Origin of the sequence: Streptomyces neyagawaensis, from assembly GCF_023516595.1 — a bacterium.
Lineage (GTDB): Bacteria > Actinomycetota > Actinomycetes > Streptomycetales > Streptomycetaceae > Streptomyces > Streptomyces neyagawaensis.
In genome coordinates, this window is record NZ_JAMGBG010000043.1 from 46,794 (window position 1) to 67,153 (window position 20,360).

The following is a 20,360-nucleotide window of genomic DNA, read 5'->3' on the forward strand; positions in this document are numbered from 1 at the left end:
CGGCGCCGCCCCGGAAAACCCGGCGCCCTTGACGGCGTCAGCGAGCGGAGTCGGACGCCTTGGGCCTGAGCCGGGCCCGGATGACACGTACGGCCGTCTCGGCGTGGTCGACGGTGATGGTGAACGTGTGTCCGTCCGTGAGCCGCAGCACTACGGCCTCGCCTCTGCGTACGACGACGGCGGTGCCCTTCTCGGGGCGCCAGCGGTAGCCCCAGCCACCCCACTGGTGAGGGGTGACACAGGGGGCGAAGTCCACGTCGGTGACCTGGGACAGAGGGATACGGCGGCGCGGCACGCCGATGTGTCCGCAGCGCACCTCCAGGCATTCCCCGTCGACCCTCACGGAGACATGCACGAAGGCGAGCGTCCCGAACAGGACGAGCAGCCCGGCCGCGATGCAGCCGACGACCGACATGACGAGCGGGGCCGTACCGGACGTCCACGCGGAGTCGACCGCGAGTTCGATGCCCAGCGCCATGAAGGCGGCGCCGCCCAGCGCCAGGAGCCACTGGGCGCGATTGGTCGCGCGGCCGGTCCAGACCTCGGAGGTGAGGGCTTCGGGGGTGCCCGGCACGCCGTGGGAGTGGTCCCTCATGACTCTGAGCGTACTCAGGTTCCGCTGCGCAGGCACCTGGTCGCGGAACGTCACTTCTCGGGCTGGGCCGCGAGCGTTGCCCCGACCGCCTGGAGCAGCCTGCCCTCCTCGTAGGCCAGCGCGGGGTCCGGCAGCGCGCCCTCGCGTCCGCTGAGGATGACCGTCAGGCCGGCCTCGGTCCACTCGGCGTCGGGGGCGGGGAGCTCGCCGATCCGGCGCAGCGCCTGGGCGGCCACCGCTCCGGCGGAGCCGTGCAGGAAGAGGGGCGGCTGTCCGGGCTTCTGGACGGCCGCGCGGATGCGCTCGGCGACCAGTTCGTAGTGGGTGCAGCCCAGGACGACGGTCGTCACGTCGTCGGGGGTGAGGGCGGCGGCCGCGGCGATCGCGGCGTCGATGGCCGCGTCGTCGGCGTGCTCGACGGCCTCGGCGAGACCCCAGCAGGGCACCTCGCTGACCGGCACGCCGTCGGCGAACTCCTCGATCAGTCCGCGCTGGTAGGGGCTGCCGGTGGTGGCGGGCGTCGCCCAGATGGTGAAGGGGCCGCCGGAGGCCGCGGCCGGCTTGATCGCCGGGACCGTGCCGATGACCGGCAGCTCCGGTTCGAGGAGGGCCCGCAGGGCGGGCAGGGCGTGCACGGACGCCGTGTTGCAGCCGACGATCAGGGCGTCCGGCCGGTGCTCGGCCGCCGCCTCGGCGACCGCGAGGGCACGTCGCGTCAGGTCCTCCGGGGTCCGCGGTCCCCAGGGCATGCCGTCGGGGTCGGACGAGATCACGAGATGCGCGTCGGGGCGCAGTCGCCGCACCGCGGCGGCGGCGGGCAGCAGACCGATACCGGAGTCCATGAGCGCGATCTTCACCCGGCCACGATAGACGATTGCCTCGGCGGGCCCGTCGGCGTGGGGCAGACTGCCGACGTGAGCGCCATCGCGTGGACCGCCGCCGGATCACTCGCCGCCTGGCTGTGGCTGCTGCTCGGCCAGGGCTTCTTCTGGCGCACAGATGTACGACTACCACCCCGCCGGGACCCGCACGACTGGCCGTACGTCTGCGTCGTCGTCCCCGCGCGCGACGAGGCCGCCGTCCTGCCCGAGAGCCTGCCGTCGCTGCTGGCCCAGGACTACCCCGGCCGCGCCGAGGTCTTCCTGGTCGACGACGGCAGCACCGACGGCACCGGCGGGCTCGCCCGCGAGCTGGCCCTGCGTCACGGCGGCCTGCCGCTGACGGTCACCTCGCCCGGGGAGCCGCCCGCGGGCTGGACGGGCAAGCTGTGGGCCGTACGGCACGGGATCGGACTGGCACGCGTGCGTGCTCCCGAGTACCTGCTGCTGACGGACGCGGACATCGCGCACCGGCCGGACAGCCTGCGCGCGCTGGTGGCGGCGGCGCGCACCGGTGGCTTCGACCTGGTGTCGCAGATGGCGCGGCTGCGGGCGGAGAGCGCCTGGGAGCGGCTCGTGGTCCCCGCCTTCGTCTACTTCTTCGCCCAGCTGTACCCGTTCCGCCGGATCGGGGTGCGGGGTTCGCGCACGGCGGCCGCCGCGGGTGGCTGTGTGCTGCTGCGGAGGGAGGCCGCCGAGCGGGCCCGGATCCCGGACGCGATCCGGCAGGCCGTCATCGACGACGTGGCCCTCGCCCGGGCGGTCAAGGGCAGCGGCGGCCACATCTGGCTGGGTCTCGCGGAACGGGTGGACAGCGTGCGGCCCTACCCGCGGCTGGGCGACCTGTGGCGGATGGTCTCCCGCAGCGCCTACGCCCAGCTGCGCCACAACCCCCTGCTGCTCGCGGGCACGGTCCTCGGCCTGCTGCTGGTCTATGGGGTGCCGCCCGCCGCGTTCCTGCTGGGGCTCGCGGCGGGCGATGTGCCGGCGGCGTGGGCCGGCGGGCTCGCCTGGGCCCTCATGGCGGCGACGTACCTTCCGATGCTGCGCCACTACCGGCAGCCGCTGTGGCTCGCCCCTCTGCTGCCGTTCACCGCGGTCCTCTACCTCCTGATGACCGTCGACTCCGCCGTGCAGCACTACCGGGGGCGCGGCGCGGCCTGGAAGGGCCGCACCTACGCCCGCCCGGAGACGGTCCCCGAGGAGGGCTAGCCGTATGACGCCGACCGCTCCCCTGCCAAGGGGGCGGCTTCGTCAGGTGGGCGGCTACTTCCTGCCCGGTGTCCAGTTCATGCCCCACCCATAGGCGTAGTCGACCGTGCGCTGGGGGCTGACGCCGCGCTCGGGGACGAGGTAGCGGGCCTCGCGCTGGACGATGAGGTCGCCGCCCTGGTTGGTGATGAGGGCGAGGGCGCAGACGGTGGAGGGGACGGTGCACTCGTCGAGGGAGAAGTCGACGGGCGCCCCGTGCTGGGGCTGGAGCGTGACCGTCGCGTGGAGGTCCGCGAAGGAGCGGGCGCCCTCGTAGATGGTCACGAAGATGAGGATGCGCCGGAAGGCGTTCTTCTGGTCGAGGTTGATGGTGAGGTTCTCGCCGCTCGACAGGGCCCCGGTGCGGTCGTCGCCGTCGAGGTGGATGAACGGCGGGCGGTGCAGCGCCCCGAAGGCGTTGCCGAGCGCCTGGACGACGCCCTTGCTGCCGTCGGACAGTTCGAACAGGGCGCAGAGGTCGAGGTCGAGGTCGGCGTGCATGGCGACGGCCCGGCCCAGCTTGCTGCCCCACCCGGTGAACTGTTTGCGCACCTCCCAGTTGAGATTGACGCGCATGGCGCCGGAGGTGCCGCCCTGCTTGGTCAGGGAGACCGCCGGGGCCTCCTTGGTGAGCGTGACCTTGGTGAGGCGCACGGGGGCCGGCGGCGCGGCGGGCGGGGCCGGGGGTGCGGGGGGCGCGGTCGTCACCGGCGGCGGCACGGTGACGGGCGGGGAGACGGGCGCCTGCGGGGAGACGAGCGTGGGAGGGGACATCGGGACCTGCGGGGCGGCGGGCGCCTGCGGGGCGGCGGCGTGCTGGGGTTCGTCCACGGTGATGCCGAAGTCGGTGGCCAGTCCTTCGAGGCCGCTGCTGTAGCCCTGGCCGACGGCACGGAACTTCCAGGCGCCCTGCCGGCGGTAGAACTCGCCGAGCACGAACGCCGTCTCGACACCGGCGTCCGCGCTGTCGAAGCGCGCGACCTCGGTGCCGGCCCGCTCGTCGAGCACCCGGATGTACAGGCCGGGCACCTGCCCAAACGTTCCTCCGTCGGCGGACGCCGCCAGCACCACGGTCTCTACGGCGGGCTCCACGCGTGTGAGGTCGACGTACAGGGAGTCGGTCACCTGTCCGCCCATGTCCTGTTTGCCCCCGTGCCGGACGGCGCCGGAGGAGTGCGCGGGCTGGTTGTAGAAGACGAAGTCCGCGTCGGAGCGGACCTTCCCCCCGGTCAGCAGCAGCGCCGACGCGTCGGCGTCCGGCACACCCGGTCCCGAGCGCCAGCCCAATTCCACGCGCAGCGCGGTCGTCGGCACCGCGACGTTCGATCCTTTCGGCATTGTCATGTCCGCCCCCATCAGAAGGTCACCCACAAGGGTCATCACCAGGCCGTGTCCCACGCAGTCCGTCCGAACCGTCCGGCCCGTCTGTCGGCGCCAAACCTATTCCCCCGGCGCCCGAACCCCCAGAAGCCGGACCGAAAGATCACTGGCCAACCCCCGGTAACCCACTCGGAACTCGGCCTTTACACGATCACAGCCCTTTTCGCTGCCCTTTTTCGCCGAGTTCGCTCGCATTGGGGATCCAGCGTCACTGCGGACACGGAAAACAACCCTCTTATCGGTCTCCCCAACCAGCACATCGTGGGCTTAACTTATGTGCCATGACCTCCCCCCGCTCCACCTACGGCGGCGGTTACTACTCCGCCTCGTCCTTCGCGGACACCCCGATCTACGACTCTCTCGTCGCCGAGCGGGGAACCCCTCAGATCGCGCCGATCCGAGTCCCGGCCGCGTACGACACGCCGGGCAGTAATCTGCCCGCCCTCCCGTCGGCGCTCCCCGCGCTGCCCGCGGGCCCCTCGCAACCCTCGCCCGCCTACGGTTATCCGCAGGCCCAGCAGCCGTCGCCGCTCCAGCAGGCACCGACGGCGTACATCCCGCAGCAGGCCGGGGGCCCGCGCGGCTACCCCGGCGCGCAGCCACCGCAGCAGCAACGCCCCATGGGCCCCGGCACGGGCTACGAGGCCATGCGCCCCGCCGCCCCGCGCCCGGCACCCACGCCGCCGTACCAGCAGGACCCGTACAACGGCCAGCAGTACCGCGGGTACTGAGCCGACTGAAACATTCCGCGTGGGGTGGTCACCGCCGTTTGGCAGGATGGCCCCATGGGGAATCCGTCGCTGCACTCGATCCACGTCCACCCGCTGAAGGCGGCCCGGGGCTTCGCCCCCGACGAGGCCGTCGTGGAGCCCTGGGGTCTGGCGGGTGACCGTCGCTGGGTGCTGGTCGACGACTCGGGCAAGGTCATCACACAACGTCCACATCCGCGCATGGCGTTGGCCGCCGCCGGGCTGGAGCCCGGCGGCGGCGTCGTGCTGTCCGCACCCGGCCGCGAGCCGCTCACCGTCGCCGCACCCGGGCCGGCCCCGACGATCACCGTGGAGATCTGGCAGGACAAGGTGGAGGCGGTCCCCGCCGACGCGGCCGCGCACGCCTGGTTCAGCGACTATCTGGGCGTCCCCGTACGCCTGGTCCACCTGGACGACCCCGCGACCCGCCGCCCCGTCGACCCCGAGTTCGCCCGCCCCGGCGAGACGGTCAGCTTCGCCGACGGCTACCCCCTGCTGCTCACCACCCTCGGCTCGCTCGACGCGCTCAACTCCCTGATCGCCCACGGCGACCACCCCGAGGAGGGCCCGCTGCCCATGAGCCGCTTCCGGCCGAACGTCGTGGTGGACGGCACGGAGGGGTGGGCCGAGGACGGCTGGCGGCGCGTCGCCATCGGCGAGGTCACCTTCCGGGTCGCCAAGATGTGCGGGCGGTGCGTGGTGACCACCACCGACCAGGACACCGCCCAGCGGGGCCGGGAGCCGCTGCGGACCCTCGCGCGGCACCGGCGGTTCGGGGACAAGCTGGTCTTCGGGCAGAACCTCGTTCCGGAATCCGGCGGCACGGTTCGGATCGGCGATCCGGTGCGCGTGCTCGAATAGCCTTACGCATAAGGGGAGTTCGGATCGTGGAGATCCCCGGGCACGCATAGGAGTACCATCCACCTTGAAAATTCAACATCCTGGATTCGGCCGGCGGTCGGGAACACAGGTCCCCGGCCCGGCCGTTGGGCCTTTGTGAGAAGTTCATGAGAAGGCCGGTCGGAGAGGTGATTTCGCTCTCTCTTCACCGGTACCGCACGTGGGCTTCCCCGCTGGGGGTTATCACGGACGCGGAAGGGGGCGTGGGACAGTGCGGGCAATCGGCGGGCTGGGGGCATTCGGCGGGCTGTGGCGTTGGCGCCGCAATCCCCTGCGCCGGACGACCGATCTCGTCGAGGCGTGGCTGGCGTTCGCGGCCCTCACACTGATCCTCGTCGCCGCCCCCCTGGTCGGCGCCGTCGTCGGGACGGCCGCGCAGAGTTCCCTGCAGCAGTCCGTGCGGGACCAGCGGGCGGCCCGGCATCTGGTGACGGCCACCGTCGTCAAGCGGGTCGCCGGCTCCCCGTTCGACCCCGACCCCGAGACGTCGACCTCCCGCGACCGGCACAGTCGCGTGGTCGCCGACTGGACCGGCCCCGACGGCACAGACCGGCACGGCACGGTCATGTCGGGACTCAAGGACCCGCGGCCCGGGGACCGTTTCGCACTGTGGACGGACGCCCAGGGCCGCACGATCGGCCGGCCCCTCGACAGCGCGACCGCGACGACCCACGCGGTCCTGGCCGGATTCGGTGCGACCGTGCTGGCCGCGGGCTTCATCGAGGGCTGCAGACGCCTGATCGTCTGGCGCATGATCCGCCACCGGTACGTCCGTTGGGACCAGGCATGGGACAAGGCGGGGCCGGACTGGGGCAGGACGGGCACGGGCAGCTGACGGCCTTCCCACTCCGGTCAACTCGCCCTGCCCACGCACGCTACGGTGGACCGACCAGCCGAACTGTTCGGCATCGACCCGCGTTCCACGAGGTGGGGGCACAGCAACGCCATGGCACAGGGCACGGTCCAGGTGACGCACACCGGTACATCGCGGTGGCGGCGCCGCACGGGTGAGTACACATCGCTCGCCGCGGCCCTGGAGGCCGCGAGCGACGGCGATGTGCTCATCGTCGCTCCCGGCACGTACCGGGAGAACCTCGTCGTGCAGCGCGGGGTCACGCTGCGCGGCCCGGAGGGATCGCCCGGCTCGGTCCGCATCGCGCCCGTGGACGGGGTACCGCTCACGGTGTCCGCCTCGGCCGTGGTGCAGGACCTGCACGTGGAGGGCCAGGACGCGACGGCGCCGGCGCTGCTCGTCGAGGACGGCACACCCGAGCTGATGGACCTCAGGATCGTGACCCGCTCCGCGGTCGGCATCGAGGTGCGGGGCACCGCCCGTCCGACGGTGCGGCGGTGCACGGTCGACAACCCCGCCGGGATCGGTATCGCCGTCGTCGACGGCGGCGGCGGGGTGTTCGAGGAGTGCGAGGTCGTCGCGGCCGGGCAGGCCGGTGTCGCGGTGCGCGGCGGCGGCCATCCACGGCTCGACCGGTGCCGGGTGCACCACGCCTCCGGCTCGGGCCTGACGGCGACCGGCGAGAACTCCGCGCTGGAGGCCGTCGGTTGCGAGATCTACGAGGTCCGGGGCAGCGGAGTCCAGATCACCGGGCGGGCCACCGCCCATCTCACCGACTGCGATGTGCACCGCACGACCGCGGACGGTGTCACGCTCGACACGGACGCCGTGCTCACCCTGGCGGACTGCCGCATCCACGACATCCCGGAGAACGCGGTGGATCTGCGTTCCCGCTCCGTGCTCACCCTGACCCGCACCACGGTGCGCCAGTTCGGGCGCAACGGACTGTCGGTGTGGGACCCGGGCACCCGCGTGGACGCCAACCAGTGCGAGATCTTCGACAGCACGGGCGACTATCCGGCCGTCTGGGTCAGCGACGGGGCCACGGCGGTCCTGGAGTCCTGCCGGGTCCACGACGTGCCGGACGCCCTGTTCGTCCTGGACCGGGGGTCGCGCGCGGACGTCGTGGACAGCGATCTGTCGCAGGTGCGGAACACGGCGGTGTCGGTGAGCGACGGCGCGACCGCGCAGCTCGACGACTGCCGGATCCGGGACGCGGCGACGGGCGCCTGGTTCCGCGACCACGGCAGCGGCGGCACCCTCAACGGCTGCACCCTGGACGGCACACAGACCGGAGTGATCGTCACCAAGGGCGCGGACCCCACCATCGAGCGCTGCACGGTCACCTCGCCCGCCGAGGCGGGCTTCTATGTCTCGGCCGAGGGCCGCGGCAGCTTCCTCAACTGCCGGGTCACCGGCAGCGGGGGCTACGGCTTCCACATCATCGACGGCTGCCGCGCGACACTGCGGAAATGCCGTACGGAGCGCTGCGCGCGCGGCGGTTACGAGTTCGCGGAGGGCGGCCCCGGCTCCTCCGGCGGCGGGCCCTTGGTCGAGGACTGCGCCAGCGACGAGAGCGCCGGCGTGCGGCCCCCGGTGGCGCACGAAACGGCGACCCAGACCGCGCCCCGCTCCCCCGGCCTGCTGGGCTCCATCCCCGGCCAGCGCACCGTCGAACCGCAGCCGCCGGTGGTCACCGCGCCCGCCGCGGAGCCCGAGCAGCCGGCCCGGACGTCGAAGGCCGTGCTCGGTGAACTGGACGCGCTGGTCGGCCTGGACAGCGTCAAGCGCGAGGTGCGGGCCCTCACGGACATGATCGAGGTGGGCCGCCGCCGCCAACAGGCCGGTCTGAAGGCCGCCTCCGTCAAACGGCACCTCGTCTTCACCGGCTCCCCCGGCACCGGAAAGACCACGGTCGCCCGTCTCTACGGCGAGATCCTGGCGTCCCTCGGTGTCCTGGACAAGGGCCATCTCGTCGAGGTGTCCCGCGTGGACCTGGTCGGCGAGCACATCGGATCCACCGCCATCCGTACCCAGGAGGCCTTCGAACGGGCCCGTGGCGGGGTGCTGTTCATCGACGAGGCGTACGCGCTGTCCCCCGAGGACTCCGGGCGGGACTTCGGCAAGGAGGCCATCGACACGCTGGTGAAGCTGATGGAGGACCACCGGGACGCGGTGGTGGTGATCGTCGCCGGCTACACGGCCGAGATGGAGCGCTTCCTCACCGTCAACCCCGGTGTGGCGTCCCGCTTCTCCCGCACGATCACCTTCGACGACTACGAGCCCGCGGAGCTCCTGCGGATCGTCGGGCAGCAGGCCGAGGAGCACGAGTACCGGCTGGCGGCGGGCGCGGGCGAGGCCCTGCTGAAGTACTTCACGGCGCTCCCCAAGGGCCCCGCCTTCGGCAACGGCCGTACCGCGCGGCAGACCTTCGAGGCGATGGTGGAGCGTCACGCGAGCCGGGTCGCCCAGGTCGACGAACCCAGCACCGACGACCTGACGTTGCTGTACGCGGAGGACCTCCCCGAGCTGCCGTGACGGCTCCCCCGGCGCGTGCCGCGGAGCCGTCGGGGCGCGGCCCCCTGGGGTGAGCCCCAGGGGGAGAACCCCACCACGGGTGGGCGGTCGGCCGGATGGGGCCGAAGGGCCCCGGCCGACAGCATGATCCCCATGACGCATCGCACTCGACGAGCCCTCGTCCTCGCCCTGTCCGTCTCGGCCGCCGCCACCACGCTGACCGCCCTCGCCGGCCCGGCGGCCGGCGCGCCCTCCGCGCCGCCGACACTCACCTGGCGCCCCTGCGCGCAACCCGGCGGCCCCACCGACCAGGAGTGCGCCGACCTGCCCGTTCCGCTCGACTACCGCGACCCGGACGGCCCGCGGCTCACGCTCGCCGTGTCCCGGCTGCGCAGTGAGCACCCGGAGGCACGACGCGGCACGCTGCTGGTGATCCCGGGCGGACCGGGCGGTTCGGGCGTCCGGCGCCTGACCCAGCAGGGGAAGGCGCTGCGCGGGCAACTCGGCGGCGCGTACGACATCGTCAGCCTGGACCCGCGTGGTGTCGGCGGCAGCACCCGGGCGACCTGCGGTCTCCCCACCGAGGACCGGCACCTGGTGACCCTGCGGTCCTGGCCCGCGCCCGACGGCGGCATCGGTGAGAACGTCGCACGGGCCCGGCGTACCGCCGAGGCGTGCGCGAAGAACGGCGGGGCCGTGCTGCGCGGCCTCACCACCGCCAACGAGGTACGCGACATCGACCGCTTCCGGCGGGCCCTGGGCGAGGAGCGGCTGTCGGCGTACGGGGTGTCGTACGGGACGTACGTGGGTGCCGTCTACGCCCAGAAGTACCCGGAGCGGACCGATCGTTGGGTGCTGGACAGCAACGACGACCCCGATCCGCGCCGGGTCGCGCGGCGCTGGCTGGAGAACATGGCACGGGGCGCGGAGGACCGGTTCCCGGACTTCGCCGCCTGGGCCGCCCACCCGGACCGTGAGCCGGAGGGCCTGCGGCTGGCCGGGCGACCGGAGGACGTACGGCCACTGTTCCTGGCCCTGGCCGCCGAGCTGGACCGTACGCCGCGGGAGACGACCACGCGGGGCGTGCCGCTCACGGGCGACCGGCTGCGTCAGGCGATGCAGCTCGCCCTCTACGACGACGCCTCCTTCGACGATCTGGCCCTGCTGATACGGCAGGCCGGTGACCCGGGGGCGACGCCGGTCCTGTCGCCCGATCTGGCCGAGCCGCTGAGCGACGAGGACGCGGCGGCCGTCATGGCGGTGATCTGCAACGATGTGCGCTGGCCGACGTCGGTGGCGGCGCACGAGCGGGCGGTGGCCGAGCACCGCGTCCGGTATCCGCTCACGGCCGGCATGCCGGTGAACGTCACCCCGTGCTCCTTCTGGAAGGACCGGCCCGCCCAGAAGCCGACCCGGATCACCGACGACGGCCCGTCCAACATCCTGATGATCCAGAACCGGCGGGACCCGGCCACACCCCATGCCGGCGCGCTGCGGATGCGGGCGGCCCTCGGGGACCGGGCGCGGCTCGTCACCGTGGAACGCGGCGGTCACGGCGTCTACCTGGGGACGGGCAACGCGTGCGGCGACCGGGCGGTGACCACGTTCCTGCTCACGGGACAGCGGCCCGAGCGGGACGTGACCTGCCCCGACGCGTAGGCGGGGCGCGCTCCACGCCGACCGCCTGGCCGGCGAAGGCACTCGCCCTCGGCGACAGCCGCGCCGCGCACGGAGCCCGGCACATGCGCGGTCCCCGGCGGCGGCTCAGTCGGTCTCGGGCTTCTCCTTCGGTTCTTCGGGAGTGCGGGAGCGTTCCGATGCCTCCTCCTCGTCGGCCAGGTCGGCCGGGTCCGGAGCGTCACCGGTCCACGCGACGGGCGGCGTCGGCGCCGTGATCGTCTGCGGTTCGTCGGAACCCGGGTGGACGCTCGGCTGGGACTCCGGTGTGTGGGACGTCTTCGCTTCGTCATGTGACTTCGTCATGGGGGGCGGGTTCCCGTCGTTCTCCCGCGAATGCCTCGATGTTCTGCTGGCGTCGCCGCCGTGGCGTCAGTCAAGAGGTGTCTCCGGGATCTGCACGCTGATCGGCTCTCCGGAGCGCGGGTCGACGGTCAGGCCCCGGCCCGGCCTGCGGTTGCGCAGTTGCGCCTGGGTGAGGCGCACGCCCAGGATGTCGCCCTCCATCACGCTCTGAGGGTCGAGGAGCAAGCCCCGGCGGTGCCGCTTCAGGGCACTGAGCCAGCCCATGGCGCCCGCCATCGTCTCCCCGGTGACACCGGCGACCACCCCGATGCCGCGGTCCCGGCCGGACTCGACCAGGGCGCGCAGGTCCTGGTCGATCTCCGGCAGGATCAGCAGATCGGCGTCGTCGACGAGCACCACGCGGGGCTCGTCGCCGCGCAGCGCGGCGGCGAGCTCCTGTGCCGTGGGGGACGGCGAGGTCAGCAGGCGTACGCCCGGATGACCGTTCAACGCGCGAAGGGGCGACTCCCGTGGCGTGAGGACGACGAGCCGGGTGCCGGAGGCGAGCAGGGACACCGCCAGGCTCGCCAGCGCGGTGCTGCGGCCCGAGCCGGGCGGCCCGGCGACCACGAACGTCGGCGAGGGGCCCGCGAAGTCCACCCCGACCGGTGCGACGTCGTCGCCGCCCAGCCCGAGCAGACCCCACATGGGCCTACGCAGCTCCTCGGCCACCTTTTCGTACGCGTCCGTGAAGGCCACCTTCGTCGGCAGCGTGCCGATCCGCACGGGCCGGCGGGCGGCGGGCAGCCCGGCGTCGCGGCGGGTCGCCTCGGCGCCGATGGCACGCAGCGCCTCCGCCTGCTCCTGACCGGTGGCTCCGGGTGCGAGCAACGCCACCTGGATCTCGGTGCCGTCGGAGGTCCAGCCCTGCCCGGGCCTGATCACGTCGGGCAGTTCGCTGGGACGCATCCCGACGACGTGGTAGTCGGAGCGGTCGTTGAGGCGCAGCAGCAGCTTGTTGTCGTTGAGCGTGGTGGCCCGCCCGGCCAGCAGTGCCCGCTCCGATGTCGCCACCACATGCAGCCCCGAGGCGGCGCCCTCCCTGAGCAGACGGTTCACCTGGTCCATCTGCCGGCCGCCGTTGCGCTCGGCGACGAGGTCGACCAGCGTGTCCCAGCCGTCGATGAAGAGCAGTACGTGCGCCGGGCGGGACGAGGCGGGGACGATCTCGCGGAGCTCCGACAGGTTCGCCGCGTGATGCTGGGTCAGCAGCTCCTGGCGGCGGTGCAACTCCGCGTCGAGCCGGGCGAACAGGCGATCCAGCCGCTCGGTGTCGCCGCGCGGTACGACCGCGCCGCAGTGCGGCAGCACACCCAGGGCCGACAGGGCGCCGCCCGCGAAGTCGATGCCGTACAGATGCACGTCCGCGGCGGTGTGGGCGCGGGCCAGCGCGCCGGCCATGGTCCGCAGCACCTGCGATCGGCCCGAGCGCGGGATGCCGATGACGTACAGGTGGCCGAAGGTGGCGAGGTCCAGCCGCACCGGCTCCTGCGCCTGGGCGCCGGGCAGGTCCGACAGGGCCCAGGGCACCGGGGCCGGGCGGGCGCCGCCGGTCGGCTCGGGCCGCGGCAGGTCGTCGACCAGCACGGTCTGGCCGAGCGGGGGCAGCCACGGGCTGGGCTGCGGGGCGCAGCCGGTGAGCTCCGCCGCCTCGCGCACCGCTTCCACCAGCGCGTTGAGGTGGGTGGGGACGTCGTCGTCGACGGCGGAAGCGGTGGGCTCGGCTTCGGTGCTCGGCATGCCGACCGCGCGGCCGAGGCGCTGCCAGGGCAGTGCGGTGCCCCAGATCCGGGGTGCCTCGGCCCCGCTGGCCGGCCGCGGTTGCCGGACGGGCGCCGCTCCCGGCCGCACGGCCCCGGAGTACGCGGTCTGGAACGGTACGACCGTGCCGTGGCCGAGGCGGGCCAGAGCACGGCCGGGGGTGCTCGGGGAGATGCTGACGGCGTCCTTGGTGTCGATGACGTCCTGGCTCTCGGTGGTGTCGGTGACCCGCAGGGCGATCCGCAGGTTGGTGTTGGCACGGATGTCGGCGTTCACCACTCCGGCCGGACGCTGCGTGGCAAGGATCAGATGGATGCCCAGGGAGCGGCCGCGCTGGGCGATGCTCACCAGGCCCGGGATGAAGTCCGGGATCTCCCGGTAGAGGGTCGCGAACTCGTCGATGACGATGACGAGCCGGGGCACCGGCTCCTGTTCGGGATCCCGGCGGCGCATGGTCTGGTACTCGGGGAGGTCCTTCGCGCCGACGGCCGCCAGGATGTGCTCGCGGCGCACCAGCTCGGCCGACAGCGAGGTCAGCGCCCGCTGCACGAGGTGGCTGTCGAGATCGGTGACCATGCCGAGGGTGTGCGGCAGCCGCACACAGTCCTTGAAGGCGCTGCCGCCCTTGTAGTCCACCAGGACGAAGGTCAGCTCGTCGGGCCGGTTGACGGCGGCGAGGGAGGCCACGAGGGTCTGGAGCAGTTCCGACTTGCCGGATCCGGTGGTGCCCGCGACGAGACCGTGTGGTCCGTCCTTGACCAGGTCGAAGGCGGCCGGGCCGTCATAGCCCGCGCCGAGCAGCACCTCGGTGGACGCGGGGCGCCCGGCCCAGCGCGCCGCGACGGCCTCACCGCTCGGTTCCGGCAGGCCCAGCAGGTCGAGCAGGCCGACCCGGTCGGGCAGGCCCTCCGAGGCGTCGGGGGTGACGTCGTGGATCGGGGCGATGCCCCGCGCCAGGCGCTCGCACCAGGCCGGTTCGACCAGGTCCGGGCGGATGTCCGGGATGGCGGGCAGGCCGGTGCGGCGCAAGGTGAGCCGGTGGTTCTCGTAGCGGACCACCGCGGTGCACTCCTCGGGCAGGAGCCGCTCCTCGTGGTCCAGGCAGAGCGGGAAGATCCGTACGGACGGGCCTTCCTTGAGGATGGACACGACACCGGGGACGTCACGCAGACGCCGGGCGCCGTCCATGACGACCAATACGTCCGGCTCGCTGAGCAGCGCCTTGCTCATGGTCGACTCCGCGGCCCGCTGCCGGGTGCGCAGGGTGGACACCAGTTCGGCCACCCGGTTGGCCACCGTCTCCGGGTCGTTGCCGATGAGGGTGACGGCGCCGCCGCGGGACCCGGGCAGACCGTCGCGGGAGTGCGGCAACCAGCGGGCCCAGTCCCAGGACTCCTCGGACGACTTGTCGGTGAGGACGACGATCCGCAGATCGCGCGGGGTGTGCAGAACGGCTGCCTGGGCGGTCATCCAGCGGGCCAGCGCCTGCACCGGGCCGGTCTCACCGGCCAGCCCCACCACCCCACAGTGTTCGAGGTCGACGCTGACGGGCGCGTCCGGGATGCTCCAGTGCACGGAGGTGTGGTTGTCCTCGCGCGCCGCGTCGTCGATGCCGAGCAGGGACGGCTGGCTCGCGGTACCGAGGCGCAGGACCAGGTGGTCGGGGTCGCCGCGGCGGCGCTCCCACAGCCGTCGGCCCGGGCCGACGGCCCACAGCCCCGCCATCGCCGGATCGGGCGCGCTCTCGGTGCGCAGCCGCTGCTCGGTGACGACCTTCTGCCGGACGTCCTCCTCCAGCGAGGCCCGGCGCAGCCGGTAGGTGCGGGACTTCTCCTCGAAGTCCTTGCGGGCCGTACGACGCCCGCTGACGTGGTTCGCCGCCATCAGCATCGGCGACATGAACATGAAAAGCAGGTAGTAGTACGAGTGCATGAAGAGCACCATGGCGAGGCCCATGAACATGGGGGCGAACGCGACCATGAACGGAATGGGCCTGCGGCTGGGCGGCTCGGGCGGTGCGGGCAGGCGGAAGCGCTCCGGTTCGAGGTGCGGCAGGATGCGCGGCGGCCGGTTGTAGTCCAGTCCGCCGCCGCCCTCGGACGGCACCACCGCGGCGTCCCGCTGCGTCGGCTCGGTCAGCCGCAGCAGGTACTCGCCGAGGGCGAGCTCACCGCCGAGCGGCCAGGGCACCCAGCCGTCGAGGAGGGCCGCGGTCTCGATGGCCTCCTCCTCCGACTCGTCCTCCGTATCCTCCTCGTCCTGCTCGGCGAGGGGCAACAGGACGACGTTCGGTCTGCCCCGGTGCTCCGGGGGTTCCGGTACGGACAGACGCGCGCCGGTGTCCCGCGGCAGCTCGACGATGGCGGATCCGTCGGGGCGTACGGAGATCCGTATGCCCTCGGACGGAAGGCCACGGCCCTGTAGCGGTACGGCGGAGCCCTCCAGCGGGCCGATGCCGTGGGTGCCGAGTCCGAGCGCGTACACCCGCCCCGCGTCCGGACCGCCCACCACCTGGAGTTCCACCACCGGCGAGTGGTCCACCCGCTGAGGTTGCGGCATGGCGAAACGCTGGGGTCCGTACTGCGCGCAGGACCGGGGGACGGGCATACCGAGGCCGATGACACTGCCGTCCATCACGGGCGTTGCGGCCAAGGGCGCTGCGGGGGGCAGCGGGTCGTCGCCCAGATAGCAGACGGGCGCCTGGTCCGGCGTCGATGCCGGGTCGTCGGCGCGCAGCCGGGCCAGGTGCTCGGCGATGTCGCGCACGGGGGTGGCGGCATCGGCGCTCAGCACGACGTCCTGACGGCATGCGGCATCGCCGTCGACGACGGTGGTGATGAGGAGTTTCATGTCTCCCCTTCGAGGGTGGTTCGCGGACGGGCAAGGTGCGGTGCCGGGCGGCGGCGGTCGGCGCACCGCGGCGGAGCCTGACGGGAGGGTCACTCCCCGCCGGTGGACGACGCCTCGGCGGAACGGGACCGGGCGGTGGCCGGTTCGGACAGGAGGTCGGAACCCGCGACGGTCCGGGCCGGAGCGATGGCCGGGTACCTGACTTCCTCGACGAGCTCGGACAGCGGGGAGCTGTCGGGCGGCTCGGCCGTCCCGGAGGCCCGCTGCTCCGGTTCCCTGCGCGGCTCGGCGGCCGACTCGATGGGCGACTGCCGCGCCGGCGCTCGGCGTGCGCGGCGCCGGTCCGCACGGACGGCTGCGGCGACGGCCCTGACCAGCGGGGCCGAGTCCGCGTACAGGTCGAGTTCCGGGGCGGTCACCCGGCCGCGGCCGCTGACGCGCAGCGCCCAGCTGTGCCCGGCCGCCGGGCCGTCGGCGAGACAGACGACGGTGCCGGTGGCGGCGAGCGCGCTCAGCCGCCGGGCCTGTTCCCGGGTGGGGGCGGCGCAGACGACGACCGTGATGGTGGCGGCGACGGCTTCGTCCCCCGTCGCCGGGGAGGGCGTGTCCCCCAGCCGGCGCAGCACGGAGTCGAGCGGCTCGCCGTGGTAGTGCGGGTGGACGCCGTCCGCCACGGTGACCGAGGCTCCGCTGCCCGGCCGGTCCAATTGCGCGGCCAGGGCCTGGAGGAGGCGGGAGCGAGTGGCGGCATCGCCCTCGACGGTGATCATCCGGGGCCCGGCGGCCAGGTCGAGGTGGACACACAGGTCGTCCGCCACGCCGACGGCGACCGGCAATGGCCGCACCCGGGCCCCTGCGCGGGGTGTGGCGTCCGGCAACGACTCCTCGTCGTCCAGGCTCAGACACCAGGACTGCCCGCCGAGCTCGTCCTCGACCTCCCACGGAGCCGGCGGATCGGGCAGCCTGCGGGCCGCGATCTGGACGGCGGCCCATCCGGGCTCCGTCCGCAGGCCGTAGGCGAAGGCTCCGGGCACATCGCCGAGCGCCGCTGCGGCCGCGTCCAGCAGTCGGCGTACGAGCAGACCGGACCGGGGGTCGCACAGGTGGCGGGAGAGCGCCCGTACCCCGCGTCGGTGGCGCCGGAAGGCGCGCAGCGGCTCCCCGAAGGCCCGCCTGGTCAGGGCGAGTTCGCGGGCGACGCCGCGCCGGAAGCGGCGCCAGCCGCCCCGCTTGCGCACGACGTGCCGTAGGAGCAGGAACAGCACCAGGAGCACCGCGACGGCGACGAGCAGCGCCGTCACCAGTGACGAGTCGGGCTTGGCAAGCGAGATCTGGTGGCCCTGGGCCGGAGTGGGCGTCATGCGGCCACCAGCGCCTCTTCGGGATGGCGTCGGCGCAGCTCGCGTATCGCGTGATGCGTGCGCGACTTGACCGTGCCCGGGGGGATGGACAGGACGTCCGCGGCATCCGGGCCGGTCCAGCCCAGCACGTAGACGTAGAAGAGCACCTCGCGGTGCGGCAGGGACAGGCGGGAGAGGGCGTGCACGAGGAAGCGGCGGTGCAGCACCTGGCCGATCGGGTCGACGGGCTCGGCGTGCGACTCCAGCAGTTCCTGGTGGCACTCGGGGCGGGTCTGCTCGCGTCGCGTCCAGTCCACCACCAGGTTGTGCGCCACGCGGAACAGCCAGGTCCGGCAGGGCGACCAGTCCGGCGGCTGGTCCGCGCTGCTCAGCCAGGCGCGCAGCAGGGTCTCCTGGACGAAGTCCTCGGCGCGCTGCCGGTCGCCGCCCATCAGACGGGAGACGTAGCGCAACAAGGGACCGTGGTGCCGTTCGAAGAGCTCACGGAAGGACGCGTCGTTCGTGGGAGCGCTCCCCTGGCGTCTGTGTGAGCTCTCGTCGTCGTGACAGGTGGTGGGCGTACTCATGTGGTGCCTCCCCCAGAACCGGCATGGGGTCATGAGCCGGTCCGTTCGGGCGCCGCAGGCGCGGCGAGTGCTGAGCGGAGTGATTACGAGAGTTCAGATGACGCCGCCATCACAAGCGGAAGCAGTAACTCCCTTTATGGCGGCGAGTCTATGGAGGTTTCCGCGAGCTTCAAGCCCCTTTAGGTGAACGTGACGTGTTGACTTGCGAACGCAACCAGGGCGAACGAGCACTATGTCCCGTTCGCCCTGGTTCGCTTTTACTTGGGCATTACGATGTGGGGATGCTGCTGGCGACCTGCTGGTCGAAGTCGCTCACGCCCGTACCGATCGACTGGAACTGCTTGGCGAACTCGGTGATGTTGTTCACCGCCTGAGTCACGGACGTGTTGAAGTTGGCGTACGACTCCTTGAGCTTGGGGGAACTCTTCTCCAGTACCAGGCCGTCGCTGAGCAGCGCCTCGACCTCCCGCTGGAGGGACGACAGCTGGGGGACCAGCGTGGAGGTGACGGCGTTGCTGAGCTTGGCGGCCGTGGCGTTGATCGACTCCTGGTCGACGACGTTGCGGGACATGGGGTCCTCTTTCTGTTGCGGCGAGTCCGGTCACGACTGGACGTACGCCTTGGCGAGGGAACTGCCGGGCCCGGGGACGCGGGCCCTTGGGGCCCTGCGGGCGCCAGGGGGAGACGCCCGCAGGGAGTACAGGGGGTGAGGGCCGACGGGTGTCCGGCCCTTCAGCGGGAGATCAGCGCCAGTTCTCGCCGATCATTCCCAGAGGTGGCTCGTCGCCGTAGCGCTCGTGCTGGGTGATGGAGTCCTTCAGGTACCAGTCGCCGTCCCGGTTCTTCTGCCAGACCTCTTGGATCTCACCCTTGCCGTCGGCGACGTAGCGGTTCTGGTCCGTGGTGACGACGTGCAGGCTGGAGCCGTCAGGGTTGGTGTAGTCGGTGCGCGTGGCGTCGCCGGGCAGGTCGGAGGTCGTTTTGCCCGGCGCGAAGGCTCCGTCGGCCGGTTTCCCGGTCGCGTCGACCATCGGCTTGTCCACGGTCAGGTAGGCGGGCGGCCGCTCCAGGTACTGCAGTGGCGCCTGCCCGACGTCGACCGGGTCGGCATCGGGGTCGTCCGCCCCCTCCGGTTTGGCTTCGTTCTGCAGGGTCCAGTCGCCGTCGGGCGCCTTGAGCCAGACCTGGAGGGTGTTGCCCTTCTCGTCGGTGACGTACCGCCTCTGGAACCCCTTGCCGTAGAACTCGTCGTTCGCGTCCACGTAGACCTTGGTGACGCTGCCGTCCGCGCGATGGGTGGTCGTCACGGAGTCGCCCTCACGAGGGAGTGATCGGTAGGTCTCGGTGTACGACATCCCGTTGTCGTTGGTGATCGTCGTCGTTGTCTCGACCGGGTTGCCGTTCTTGTCGACCTCGATCTCGCCGTCGGCGTTCAGCTTGTACTCGATCTTCGTGTGGCCGTTGCCGTCGTCCCGCTCGTAGGTGGTGGGTACAGGGGGCGGTGGGGTCTCCGCCGGGCCGTCGCCACCGAGTTCGCGGTTCATGTGCAGCGGGTTGGGTTCGCCGCTCTCCGGGGTCCAGGCCGGTTTCCTCGCCACCTCCTCCTGCTCCTCGGCGTAGGCCTTCTGCATGTCCTCGGCCCGCCGCGTCAGCGGTTCCTGGTCCCTGTCGAGCTGCTTCTGCGCCTCTTCGGTCGCGGCCTGGTCCTTCCACAGGTCGTGCTGCTTCTTGTCCAGCTCGTCCCATTCGGGAGTGAAGGCGTCCTGCTTCTTCCGCAGGGCGTCCCGCTCCTGGTTCAGGGCGTTCTGCTCCGCCGCCTGCTTGCCTTCCAGGGCCTGCTGCGCGGCGTCCTGCTCCTGCCAGAGGTCCTGCTGTTTGTGCCGCAGCTCGTCCATCTGCTCGCGGGAAGGTCGCCGCCCCGCGGTGAGCGCCGCCCGTTCCTTGTCCAGGGCGTCCTGCTTCGCCGTGAAGCCCGCCTCCAGTTCCGCGCGCTCGGCCTTCTGCCGCCGCCACAGCTCCTGTTGCCGCTGGGTGAGTTCGTCCTGGCGCTGCCGCAAGGGCTCCTGCCGCTTCTGGAGCTCCTCCTGCCGCTTGGTGAGGTCCTCCTGGCGCTTCGCCTGGGCGTCCTGCTCCTTCTGCAGAGCCGCCCGCTTCTTCTCCAACGCCTCCTGCTGTCGCTCCAGGTAGAGCTGCCCGGGTCTGTGCCGCCGCTCCACGTTCGCGGCCTCGGCCTGTTTGTAGAGGGCGTCCTGCCGCTGCTTGTAGGCGTCGTTCGCCGACTTCACGTTCTGCCGCTGGTAGGCCGCCGCCATCGACGCGGCGCCGGCCGCGGTCTGCGCGTCGTAGTCGTAGAAGGCCTTGCCGAGCTCGTCGAGCAGGTTGCCGAGGTCGGTCATGACCTGCCAGCCCTCGGTGAACGCCTTCTGCCAGGCGCTGGAGAAGTCCGACAGCGCCTCGGCCGTGTCCCGGCGGGGCCCGATGTCACCGGCCTCGAAGCTGTGCTTCACGCCCGAGGGGACATCCATTTCATCGCGAAGATGCCAGATCTGACGGGCGAGGGCGTACATCAGATCGTAATCGATCGAAACGCGGGTCACGTAATTCCGTCCTTTCTTCCGGCATTCGGGCCGAGGCGGCAGAGATGTTCGTGATGCCGAACAAGCGGTGACATCGTGTC

The 20,360-nt window shown here is 72.4% G+C and carries 15 protein-coding genes; 6 read left to right on the forward strand and 9 right to left on the reverse strand.

All coding sequences use genetic code 11. The features are described 5' to 3' along the window. Nucleotides 1-37: 37 nt before the first annotated feature. Nucleotides 38-595, reverse strand: coding sequence for a hypothetical protein (locus tag M8J73_RS19730; protein WP_249828875.1), 558 nt, complete (start codon nucleotides 593-595; stop codon nucleotides 38-40). A gap of 50 nt (nucleotides 596-645) precedes the next feature. Further along, on the reverse strand, nucleotides 646-1,452 hold the full coding sequence (locus tag M8J73_RS19735) for a glutamate racemase (RefSeq protein WP_055542073.1): 807 nt from the start codon (nucleotides 1,450-1,452) through the stop codon (nucleotides 646-648). Nucleotides 1,453-1,509: 57 nt separating this feature from the next. Here M8J73_RS19735 and M8J73_RS19740 point away from each other — a divergent pair, with 57 nt between their 5' ends. After that, entirely contained in the window at nucleotides 1,510-2,685 is a 1,176-nt protein-coding gene (locus tag M8J73_RS19740) for a glycosyltransferase (protein WP_249828876.1), read from the forward strand. A 54-nt stretch (nucleotides 2,686-2,739) separates the two neighbouring features. On the opposite strand, the gene M8J73_RS19745 is transcribed toward M8J73_RS19740, so the two are convergent. Continuing rightward, the gene (locus M8J73_RS19745) at nucleotides 2,740-4,062 is read right to left on the reverse strand and encodes a TerD family protein (RefSeq protein ID WP_476718391.1); all 1,323 of its coding nucleotides are present in this window, start codon (nucleotides 4,060-4,062) and stop codon (nucleotides 2,740-2,742) included. Nucleotides 4,063-4,385: 323 nt separating this feature from the next. On the opposite strand from M8J73_RS19745, the gene M8J73_RS19750 reads away from it, so the two are divergent. The 5 genes from M8J73_RS19750 (at nucleotide 4,386) to M8J73_RS19770 (ending at nucleotide 10,782) form a co-directional block, all read left to right on the forward strand. Continuing rightward, a complete protein-coding gene (locus tag M8J73_RS19750) occupies nucleotides 4,386-4,835 on the forward strand; it encodes a DUF6643 family protein (RefSeq protein WP_249828878.1) in 450 nt (149 codons plus the stop codon). Between the two features lie 54 nt (nucleotides 4,836-4,889). After that, a complete protein-coding gene (locus M8J73_RS19755) occupies nucleotides 4,890-5,714 on the forward strand; it encodes an MOSC domain-containing protein (RefSeq protein WP_249828879.1) in 825 nt (274 codons plus the stop codon). A 250-nt stretch (nucleotides 5,715-5,964) separates the two neighbouring features. Further along, a complete protein-coding gene (locus tag M8J73_RS19760) occupies nucleotides 5,965-6,588 on the forward strand; it encodes an Rv1733c family protein (protein ID WP_055539161.1) in 624 nt (207 codons plus the stop codon). Between the two features lie 111 nt (nucleotides 6,589-6,699). Continuing rightward, a complete protein-coding gene (locus M8J73_RS19765; RefSeq protein ID WP_055539160.1) occupies nucleotides 6,700-9,144 on the forward strand; it encodes a right-handed parallel beta-helix repeat-containing protein in 2,445 nt (814 codons plus the stop codon). A 132-nt stretch (nucleotides 9,145-9,276) separates the two neighbouring features. Beyond that, nucleotides 9,277-10,782 (forward strand): alpha/beta hydrolase, encoded by a 1,506-nt coding sequence (locus M8J73_RS19770; protein WP_055539159.1) that lies wholly within the window; start codon nucleotides 9,277-9,279, stop codon nucleotides 10,780-10,782. Between the two features lie 105 nt (nucleotides 10,783-10,887). Here M8J73_RS19770 and M8J73_RS19775 read toward each other — a convergent pair whose 3' ends face one another. From M8J73_RS19775 to M8J73_RS19800, 6 genes are all read right to left on the reverse strand, one after another. Then, on the reverse strand, nucleotides 10,888-11,106 hold the full coding sequence (locus M8J73_RS19775; protein ID WP_055539158.1) for a hypothetical protein: 219 nt from the start codon (nucleotides 11,104-11,106) through the stop codon (nucleotides 10,888-10,890). 66 nt (nucleotides 11,107-11,172) lie between these two features. Beyond that, on the reverse strand, nucleotides 11,173-15,756 hold the full coding sequence (locus tag M8J73_RS19780) for an FtsK/SpoIIIE domain-containing protein (RefSeq protein WP_055539157.1): 4,584 nt from the start codon (nucleotides 15,754-15,756) through the stop codon (nucleotides 11,173-11,175). A gap of 89 nt (nucleotides 15,757-15,845) precedes the next feature. Further along, a complete protein-coding gene (locus M8J73_RS19785) occupies nucleotides 15,846-17,117 on the reverse strand; it encodes a hypothetical protein (protein ID WP_055539156.1) in 1,272 nt (423 codons plus the stop codon). Further along, complete coding sequence (locus tag M8J73_RS19790; protein ID WP_055539155.1) at nucleotides 17,114-17,683, reverse strand: sigma-70 family RNA polymerase sigma factor; 570 nt, start codon at nucleotides 17,681-17,683, stop codon at nucleotides 17,114-17,116. The genes M8J73_RS19785 and M8J73_RS19790 overlap by 4 nt, the downstream gene beginning before the upstream one ends. Before the next feature lie 268 nt (nucleotides 17,684-17,951). After that, on the reverse strand, nucleotides 17,952-18,254 hold the full coding sequence (locus M8J73_RS19795) for a hypothetical protein (RefSeq protein WP_055539154.1): 303 nt from the start codon (nucleotides 18,252-18,254) through the stop codon (nucleotides 17,952-17,954). A 172-nt stretch (nucleotides 18,255-18,426) separates the two neighbouring features. Then, entirely contained in the window at nucleotides 18,427-20,280 is a 1,854-nt protein-coding gene (locus M8J73_RS19800; protein WP_055539153.1) for a coiled-coil domain-containing protein, read from the reverse strand. Between the last annotated feature and the right edge of the window lie 80 nt (nucleotides 20,281-20,360).